Source organism: Variovorax boronicumulans, assembly GCF_040544675.1.
GTDB lineage: Bacteria > Pseudomonadota > Gammaproteobacteria > Burkholderiales > Burkholderiaceae_C > Variovorax > Variovorax boronicumulans_D.
Genome location: NZ_JBEPKK010000033.1, coordinates 1 through 9,863, shown reverse-complemented (window position 1 = coordinate 9,863; position 9,863 = coordinate 1). Strand labels below are relative to the sequence as shown.

Annotated in this window: 1 protein-coding gene; it reads right to left on the bottom strand. The window is 70.4% G+C overall.

The window, feature by feature from the left end:
- Window positions 1-9,863, bottom strand: a 9,863-nt coding sequence (locus tag ABIC90_RS27045; protein ID WP_354359772.1) for an amino acid adenylation domain-containing protein, incomplete at both ends; no start/stop codon positions are given.

Here is a 9,863-nt window from a genome sequence, read left to right as displayed (position 1 = left end):
TCGAGCAGCAGCGCCACGCGTGCGTCCGGGCCCACGCCCAAGGACTGCAGGTGGTGCGCCAGCCGGTTGGCCCGTGCGTCCAGCTCGGCGTAGCTCAGCGACTCGTCCTCGAAGACCAGCGCCACAGCGTCCGGCGTGCGCTGCGCCTGCGCTTCGAACAGCGCGTGGATGCACTGCTCTTGCGGGTACGCCGTATCGGTCGCGTTGAAGCGCTCGAGTTCGCCGTGCTGCTCTGCGTCGAGCAGCGGCAGCTCGGCCACCGGCCGCGCCTCGTCGGCCACCAGCGCCTGCAGCAGCACCTCGAAGTGCCGGGCCCAGCGCTCGATGGTCGGCCTCTCGAACAGCGCCGTGGCGTAGCCGATGCTGCCGCCGATGGAGGTCCCGGCTTGATGCATGGTGATGTCGAGGTCGAACTTGACGGCGTTGCCTGGCGTGCCGAATCCCTGCAGTGCCAGCCCCGGCAGCTCCAGCGCGCCCTCCGGAGCGTTCTGCCACGTGAAAATGACCTGGAACAAGGCGCTGTGCACCATGCTGCGCTCGGGGTTGAGCGCCTCGATGACCTGCTCGAACGGCACGTCCTGGTGCGCCTGCGCGGCCAGTGCGCTTGCCTTGACCTGTTCGACCAGCTGCGCCACTGTCGGGTGCCCCGAGAGGTCCACGCGCAGCGCCAGCGTGTTGACGAAGAAGCCGATCAGCGGCTCGACCTCGGCGCGCGTGCGGTTGGCCACCGGCGTGCCGATGACCACATCGGCCTGCCCGGACAGGCGCGCGAGCAGCACTGCCCAAGCGGCCAGCAGCACCATGTGCAGCGTCGCCCCGTGGCGCGCGGCCAGCGCCTGCAGCGCGGCGCTGTCGGCTTGGTCGAGCTCGAAGCCGATGCTCGCGCCGGTGAAGTCCTGCACCGGCGGGCGGGGCCGGTCGGTGGGCAGCTCCAGCAGCGCCGGGGCGCCCTGCAAGTGATCGCGCCAGAAGTCCAGCTGGCGATGCAGCACGTCGCCGGCGAGCCAGCGGCGCTGCCACACGGCGTAGTCGGCGTACTGGATGGGCAGCGCGGGCAGCGGATCGGGCTGTGCCTGCGAGAAGGCGGCGTACAAGGCGCTGAACTCGTTGATCAGCACACCCATCGACCAGCCGTCCGAGACGATGTGGTGCATCGTCAACAGCAGCACGTGTTCCTGCTCGGCCAGCTTCAGCAGCCGGGCGCGAATGAGAGGGCCGCGCGACAGGTCGAACGCGGTGGCGGCTTCTTCCTGCGCGTGGCGGCGGGCCTCGGCCTGGGGGTCTGCCGACGCTGTGAGGTCCGCACGCAGCAGCGGCAGCCCCACATCCTCGGGCGCAATCACCTGCGCCGTGCTGCCATCGCCCTGGCGCACGAAGCCCGTGCGCAGCACTTCATGGCGCGCAAGGATGCGATCGAGCGCACGCACCAGGGCCGACTCGTCCAGCGGCCCCACGAGCCGCAAGCCCGAAGGCATGAGGTAGGCCAGCCGTGCGTGTTCGTCGAGCTGCTCCAGGAACCACAGCCGCTGCTGCGCGAACGACAACGGCAGCGGGGCACCGCGGTCGGCAAGGTCGATCCGCGTCGTCTCGCTCGGCGCGGCCTGCAAGACATGCTGCGCCAACTGCAACAGCGTGGGCTGCGCGAACACGTCGGCAAGCGCCACCTCGACGTCGAAAGCGGTGCGCAAGCGTGAGATCAGCTGGACAGCCAGCAGCGAGTGACCGCCGAGCTCGAAGAAGTTGTCCCGGCGCCCGATGCGCCGCGCGCCGAGCAGCTGCGACCAAAGCTCGGCCATGGCTTCCTCGACACCGGGCTGCGGCGCCTCGTACGCCTGCGTCGCATAGGCGGCGTCCGCGTGCAGCGGCAACGCGCGCCGGTCGACCTTGCCGTTCGGTGTCAGCGGCAGTGACTCGAGGAACACGAAGCGTGACGGCATCATGTATGCGGGCAGCCGGGCGCCAAGGTCGCGGCGCAAGTCCTGCGCCGAGATGCGTTGTGGCGCAACGTCGCGGGCCATCGATCCATCGGCGTCGAACAGCCGGGCGTAGAACGGGTTGCTGCGGAAGGTCCGGCGGTCGTGGAAGCTGCTGTAGCTGATGGGAAAGGCGCCGTCGCGCGTGCGCAGTTCGCCGCGCACGTGGTAGTCGGGGTTGAGCCCGTTGTGGCAGAGCTCGCCGATGATCTCGGCTTCGATCACGTCGCCGGGTGCCACCTGAAGCGGCGGCTCGAACGCCGGCAGGTACACCGGCAGCCAGCAGTGTTCATGCGCCAGCGCGTCGATCGACACGCCGGGCATCGTTTCGAGGCGCAGCCACAGCAGCAGTCCGCCGAGGCGGGCGCTGCGCTGCATGGTGAGCCGGATGCTGCGCGAATACGCCGAGCCCACGGGGCCGTGGTCGAAGGGCAGATCCTCGAATACGTCGACGTCGGAGACGAGGTCGGCCGGCGTGAGCCCCTTGACCGACAAGCGCAGGTCGAACGGGTAGCCCACCTGCTCGAAGATCGTCTGTACGTAGTGGCGCGCGGTGCCGGTGAAGTGCGGTTCGTCCACCAGCGACTCCGGCAGTGCCACGGCGCCGATCATCGTCAGGCTGCGCGACGGAATCATCGCTCCGCCGGGCTTGAGGAAGCGCCGCGCATCGTCGAGCAGCACCGCGGCCCCCTCGGAGCCGCCGATCGCACCGACTATCTCGGAGACGCAGACGTCGACTGGCTCGGGGAGCTGCACGTCCAGCACGTTGCCGTGGATCAGCTCGATTCGATCGGCCAGGCCGAGCGAGTCGATGGTGCTGCGCGCCTTGTCGTAAGAGCGCTGGAGCAACTCGACGGCGTACACCTTGCGCGCTCCGGCCTGCACGGCCAGGCGAGCAAGGATCGCGTCCTGGCCGGTGCCGATGTCGAGCACGACCTTGCCCTGCACCTGCGCGCGCAGCGCCTCGAGGTAGGCCGCGTTGCGCCGCTCGTCGTGCGTCATCGCGTGGTAAAGCAGCTCGTCGTAGACGAAGAACTCGGCCACCGAGGGCCACAGCGACACGCTGCTGCCCGCTTTGGCAACGACATAGGCGACGAGCTGGGCCGCCTCGGCATCGGCCCGCACGGCCGCCGCGTGCACGCCGGGCAGCGCGGCGATCGCGGTCTCGACCTCGGCGGGCTCGATACGGTGGCCGCGCAGCTTGAGCTGGTCATCGGTGCGGCCGAGGAACTCGATCGTGCCGTCATCGTGCCAGCGACCGAGGTCGCCAGTCCGATAGAGGCGTGCCCCGGGTTCGCTCGCGTACGGGTCGGGTACGAATCGCTCGGCGGTGAGGTCGGGGCGATTCAGGTAGCCGCGGGCGACCGCGATGCCGCCAACGTGGATCTCGCCGGCGACATGGACCGGCACCGGCCGGCCGCGGGCGTCGAGGATGTGGATGTGGGTGTTGTCGATGGCGCGGCCGATGCGCGGCGTGCCGCGATCGTCGACGCCGAGCGACTGCATCGTCGCGCAGACGGTCGTCTCGGTCGGGCCGTAGGCGTTGACCAGGTGCAGCGCGCCGGCCCAGCGGCGAGCCAGCGCCTCGGGCAGCGCCTCGCCTGCGGTAACGAGCGTCTGCAACGAGGCCGGCTTCGGGTCCGCCGGTATGTCGGCCAACACCGCGGGCGGAAGCGTCACGTGCGTGATGGCGTGTTCCTCGAGGTAGGCGTGAAGGGCGTCGCCGATCAGCGCCGGCGCCGCTGGAGGCACCACCAGCGTGGCCCCGGCCAGCAGCGTAACGAAGATTTCCGAGACGCTGGCGTCGAAGGCCAGGGAGGCGAACTGCAGCACCCGGCTGTCGGGCGAGACGGCGAAGCCGCGCTGCTGCGCGCTGGCGAGATTGCACAAGGCCTGGTGCTCGAGCATCGCCGCCTTCGGCAGCCCTGTCGAACCGGAGGTATAGATCAGGTAGGCAAGACGGCGCGGCCGGGCGCGGGTCGTGCGCAGGTCGAGGTTGCCGGCGTGGCGCCGTGACCAGGCGACGTCGTCGTCGACGCGGCATACGGCGGGCTGGACGGCGTCCGGCAGCGCGGCGACGCCCGCCGCATCGGCCAGCAGCAGGTGCGGCGCGCAGTCTTCGAGTGTCGAAAGCAGCCGCGCCTGCGGGTGCGCAGGATCGAGCGGCACGAACGCACCGCCGGCCTTCAGCACAGCAAGCATCGCGACCACAGCTTGCGCGCCGCGCTGCACGCACAGCGCGACGCGAACTTCGGGGCCGACGCCCAGATCGAGCAGGTGGCGGGCCAGGCGGTTCGCCCGCGCATTGAGCTGTGCATACGTGTAAGCAACGCCGGCCGCGGCCACCGCCGGGGCATTCGGCGTTTGCGCGACGCGCTGCTCGAACAGCGTGTGCACGCAGTGCGGGGCGAGCTCGCGCTCGGCGGCCTGGCAGGCGAGCCGCCGCTCATCGAGTTCCGCCGGCGCCATGACATCAAGCGAGTCGAGCGCGTGATCCGGAGTGTGTTCCAGGGCCGCGCAAAGCGCTTCGAGCGCCGTGCGCATCAGCGCGCAGACGCGCTGCGGCGCAAGCGCCGGGGGCGTGTGCACGGTGAGGCCCAGGTCGTGCCCGAAGTCCTCGATGGCCAGCGCCAGCGGGTAGCTCGTGCGGTCTTCGCTGCCGATGAACTGGAAATCCGAGGGCGCGTCAGCCACAGCTTGGGGCGTGTCGGCGTTGTGCCGGTAGTTCAGCAGCGAGGTAAACAGCGGTGCCGGCGGCGTGACGCCGCTGACACGCTGCGCCAGCGCCAGCGGCGCGTGCTCGTGGTCGAGCAACTCGGCAAGCAAGGCATGGGCGCGCGCGACGGCCAGCGCCACCGGCGTGCGGTCCACCGTGAGCCGCAGTGGCAGCGTGTTCATGAAGAGGCCTACGCTGCGTTCGATGCCGGCGGCGCCGTGCATGCGACCGAACAGCACAGTGCCGAAGACCGCTTCGCGCTGTCCGCTGGTCCGCGAGACGACGAGCGCCCACGCGACATGGGCCAGCGTGGCCACCGACACACCGGCGCTGCGCGCTGCTTGGCGCACGCGCAGCACGAGCTCGGCGGACAGCCTCTCGTGGGTGTGACGGATGTCTTGCGCCTGGCGTGGTGCCTGCAGGAGGCCGAACGGAGCGCAGGTTGTGCGGATGTCGCCCAGCATCCGCGCGAAGAACGGCTCATGCGCCGCGGTGCCGGCGCTGAGCCGTGCGTGAGCCACGAGGTTGCGGAACGGCACCGCAGGCGCGGGCGACGTGCGCCCGGCCAGCGTTTCGGCGATTTCGGCGCTGATGACCTCCATCGTCGTGTGGTCGCCGGCCAGATGGTGCAGCACGATGCGCAGCAACCAGCCGTTGCTCGCCGGATCGCGCGCCACGAAGCAGCCGAACAATGGCGCTTGCGTGACATCGAACACGCCGGCGTGCTTCTCGCACCACTGCTCGAGCTGCGGCAAGGCCGGCCCGGCTTCGGCGTCGAGTTCGACCTGCGTGACACGCAGCGGCGCCTGGCGCCACACCACCTGCACAGGCTCCTCGATGCCCTGCCAGGACAGTGCCGTGCGCAGGATGTCGTGGCGTTCACTTGCCGCCTGCATCGCGCCGAGGTAGCGATCCAGGCTCGCGCGGCTATTGAAACCGAGCTGGAACGACGTGAGGTAGGGGTCGGCTTCGCGGTCAAGCAGGTGGTGGAAGAGGATGCCTTCCTGCAGCGGTGATAGGCCGTAGATGTCCTGCACGTTGGCGACGCCGCCGGGCACTGCGGCGACGATGCGGTCGATGCTCGCCTGCGAAAGCGTCGCCAGCGGCAGCATTTCCGGCGTGATGGCGGTGGTCTCCGGGGTCAGCAGGTTGGGCGGTACCACGTGGGTTGGCGCGCTGTGGCCTTCCGAAATCAGGGCCGCGAGCGCAGCCAATGTGGGCGCGGCGAACATGGCGCGCACTTCGGCCGGCAACCCTTCGGCGCGCATGCGCTCGAGCAGCGGAATCGCCAGCATCGAGTGGCCGCCGAGGGCAAAGAAGTTGTCCTGGCGGCCGACGCGCGGCACAGCCAGCAGCTCGGCCCACAGCCGCGCCAGCGTTTCCTCGACCGGCCCGATGGGCGCTTCGTAGGCCGGCGCGGCGGCAACTTGGCCCGGCGCCTCAGGAAGCGCCGCCCGGTCCACCTTGCCGTTGCGCGTCAGCGGCAGCGCCGTGAGCTCGACGAAGGCGGCAGGCACCATCACGTCGGGCAGGCGCGCCGCGAGCTGCTCGCGCAAAGCGTCCGGACGCAGGCCGTCGCCGGTGACGTAGGCGACGATGTGCTTGTCGGCGGCGCTGCGGCCGCGCATCACGGCCACCGCATCGCGCACGCCGGCGCAGCCGCGCAGCGCAAACTCGACTTCACCGAGTTCGATCCGGAATCCGCGGATCTTGACCTGCTCGTCGGCGCGGCCCAGGAACTCGAGAGTCCCGTCGCTGCGCCAGCGGCCAAGGTCGCCGGTCTTGTACAGGCGCCTGCCGGGAGCGTCGGCGAACGGGTCGGGGACGAACCGTTCTGCGGTCAGCGCGGGGGCATGCAGGTAGCCGAGCGCGACGCCGAGGCCGCCGATATGGATCTCGCCGGTCGCGCCTTGCGGCAGCGGCTGCGCGTGCGGATCGAGCACGTGGATTTGCATGTTCGCCAGCGGCGTGCCCATGGGCAGCAGCGCTTGCAGTGCGGCCTTCTCCGTGACCGCGTGCGCAAGGGCGAAGGTGGTCGTCTCGGTGGGCCCGTAGCAGTGCAGCAGACGCTGCGGCGCGCTGTCGGCGAGGATGGCCGCGACCGCGGCCGGATCGACCCGGTCGCCGCCAGTCAGCAGGCAGCGCAGCGTGCGGAGCACGGGCGCCAATGCGCGGCGGTGCGAATTCAGCAGCCCGGCAGTCAGGTGCAACACACTCACCCGGCGCGCCGCCAGCAGAGCGGCCAGCGCCGTCGGGTCCAGCAGCGTGGCGTGATCGACAACGACCACTGCCGCGCCATGGACCAGCGGTGCCCACACTTCGTATGTGCTGGCGTCGAAGGCGGGATTGGCGAGGAAAGCGACACGGTCGAAGGCCGTCAGGTCCGCGTGCTCGCCGCCGAAGACGAAGTTGACGATGGCCTGGTGCGGTATCAGCACCGCCTTGGGCACCCCGGTGGAGCCCGAGGTGTAGATCGCGCAGGCAGGCGCCAGGGCGCGCGAGGTCGCCGCCGGCAGTGCCGTGGCGGGGAGGGCTTCCTCTCCGCCCAGGGTCACGGCCAGGCAGGGCCGCTCGGTCCAATCCGGCGCCGCGCCGTCGGCATGCAGCACCACGATGGCGTCGCAAGCAGCGGCCAGCTGCGCATGGCGGACCGCGGGCGCTTGCGGGTCGAGCGGCACGTAGGCGGCCTCGGCCTGCAGGACAGCGAGCTGCGCAACGATCAGCTCGGCGCTGCGCGGCAGCAGCGTCGCAACGAACGAGCCGCGGCCGACGCCGCACGAGCGCAGTCGGGCCGCCAGTACGGCGGCGTGCGCGGCCAGCTCGGCATAGGTCAACTCGCGCTGGCCATCGATCACCGCTATCGCGTCGGGCGTGGCGACTGCCTGCTCGGCAAAGAGCTCATGCACGCAGCCGCGCAGGGGCAGCGGCCGTGCGGTGGCGTACAGGGTTGCCAGGCGCTGCTGCTCGGCTGGCGCAACCAGCGGCAGGCGGCCGATGCCCTGCGCGTCGGCGTCTGCAAACGCACGCAGCAGCACGACCAGGGCGTCGAGCTGGCGCTCGATGGTGGGGCGCTCGAAGAGCGCCGTGGCATAGGTGAGGTTGCCGACGATGACATTGCCCGCCTCCTGCAGGTCGAGCGACAGGTCGAACGGCGCTGTCGCCGCCGGGGCCGGCAGCGCAGCGAGCTGCAGCCCGGGCATCACGAGCGACTCCCGCGGTGTGTTCGTCCACGAGAACATCACCTGGAACAGCGGGGTGTGGGCGAGGCTGCGCTCGGGATGGGCTGCTTCGATCACCTGCTCGAACGGCAGGTCCTGGTGGTCTTGCGCGGCCAGCACGGTGGCGCGCACGCGGGCCAGCAATTCGGCCACGGTGGGTGTGCCGGACGTGTCCAGGCGCAGTGCCAGCGTGTTGACGAACAGGCCGATCAGCGGCTCCGTCTCGCTGCGGGTACGACCGGCCGCCGGCGTGCCGATCACGAGATCGGTCTGGCCGGACAGGCGCGACAGCAGCGTGGTCCAGGCGGCAAGCACCGTCATGAACAACGTGGTGCCCTGGCGCTCGCCGAGAGCGCGCAGCCGGGCGACGAGCTCGGCGTCGAGCTCGACGGCCACGCGATCGCCGTCGTACTGCTGCAGCGCCGGGCGGGGGTGGTCGGTGGCCAGGCCAAGCAGCGTCGGTACGCCATCGAGTTGTGTCGCCCAGAAATCGATCTGGGGCTTCAGGCGCTCGTCCGACAGCCATTGGCGCTGCCAGGCCGCATGGTCTGCATACTGCAACGCCAGGGGCGGCAAGGGGTCCGGCCTGCTCTGAACGAAGGCGGCGTAGAGGCCGGTCAGCTCGTTGAGCAGCAGCCCGAAGGACCAGCCGTCGGAGACGATGTGGTGCATCGCGACGAGCAGCGCATGATCGTCATCGGCAAGGTGAACGAGGCAGCCGCGGATCAGCGGCCCGTGTTCAAGGTCGAATGGGCGGCTGCCTTCGTGTTCGATGAGCGCTTGCAGCCGCGCCTGGGCATCGTCCTCGCCGGCCAGTGAAATGCGGGCGAGCTGGAACGGCGCCTGCTCGCGCACCAGTTGCTGCGGCTCGCCGCCTTCGACAGTGATGCAGGTGCGCAGCACTTCGTGGCGCTCGACGATGCGGTCCAGCGCGCGCTGCAGCGCCTCCACCTTGATCGGTCCGTGCAGGCGCACGCCGTTGGCCATGACGTAGGCAGCAGCTGCCCGTTCGTCGAGCTGCCCAAGAAACCAAAGGCGCTGTTGTGCGAATGACAGCGGTAGTGGCTTCGAACGGTCGGCGCGCGCGATGGCACGCATTTCCGTGGTCTTCGCAGCAGCCACGCGGGTCGCGAAGGCGACCAGCGTCGGGTGCTCGAACAGTTCGCCGAGGCGGACCTCGACGCCGAGGTCCCGCCGCACGCGTGACACCACTTGCATCGCGAGCAACGATTGGCCGCCCTTGTGATAGAAGTTGTCGGCGCGGCCGATGCGCTCCAATCCAAGCAGGTCCTGCCAGATTTCAGCGAGGGTCTCCTCGATAGGCCCTAGCGGCGGCTCGAACGCGCGCGTGCCGTAGGCCGCATCGCCCGGCGCGGGCAGCGCGCGGCGGTCCAGCTTGCCGTTGGGCGTGAGCGGCAGCGCCTGCAGCTGCACGTAGGCGGCCGGCACCATGTACTCGGGCAGCCGGCTGGCCAGCTGCTCGCGCAGCGCCTGTGCCTGTACGTCTTCTCCGCCAGGAACATCGCCAGTGACGTAGGCCACCAGCTGCTTGTCGGCGCCCTCGCCGCGCGCCAGCACGACGGCCTCACGCACCCCGGCACAGGCTGACAGCGCCGCCTCGATCTCGCCCAGCTCGATCCGGAACCCCCGCACCTTGACCTGGTGGTCGTTGCGGCCCAAGTACTCCAGCGTGCCATCGCCATCGTTGCCGATGCGCCAGCGCGCCAGGTCGCCGCTTCTGTACATGCGCGAGCCCGGCGCGCCGAACGGATCGGGCACGAAGCGCTCGGCAGTGAGATCGGGGCGGTTCAGGTAGCCGCGTGCCAGCTGCACGCCGGCGATGTGCAGCTCACCGGCCACGCCCGCCGGAGCAAGCTGGCCGTGCGCATCCAGCACATGGATGCGCGTGTTGGCGATGGGTTGCCCGATGGGAATGCTGCTGTCTTCCAGCCCCGT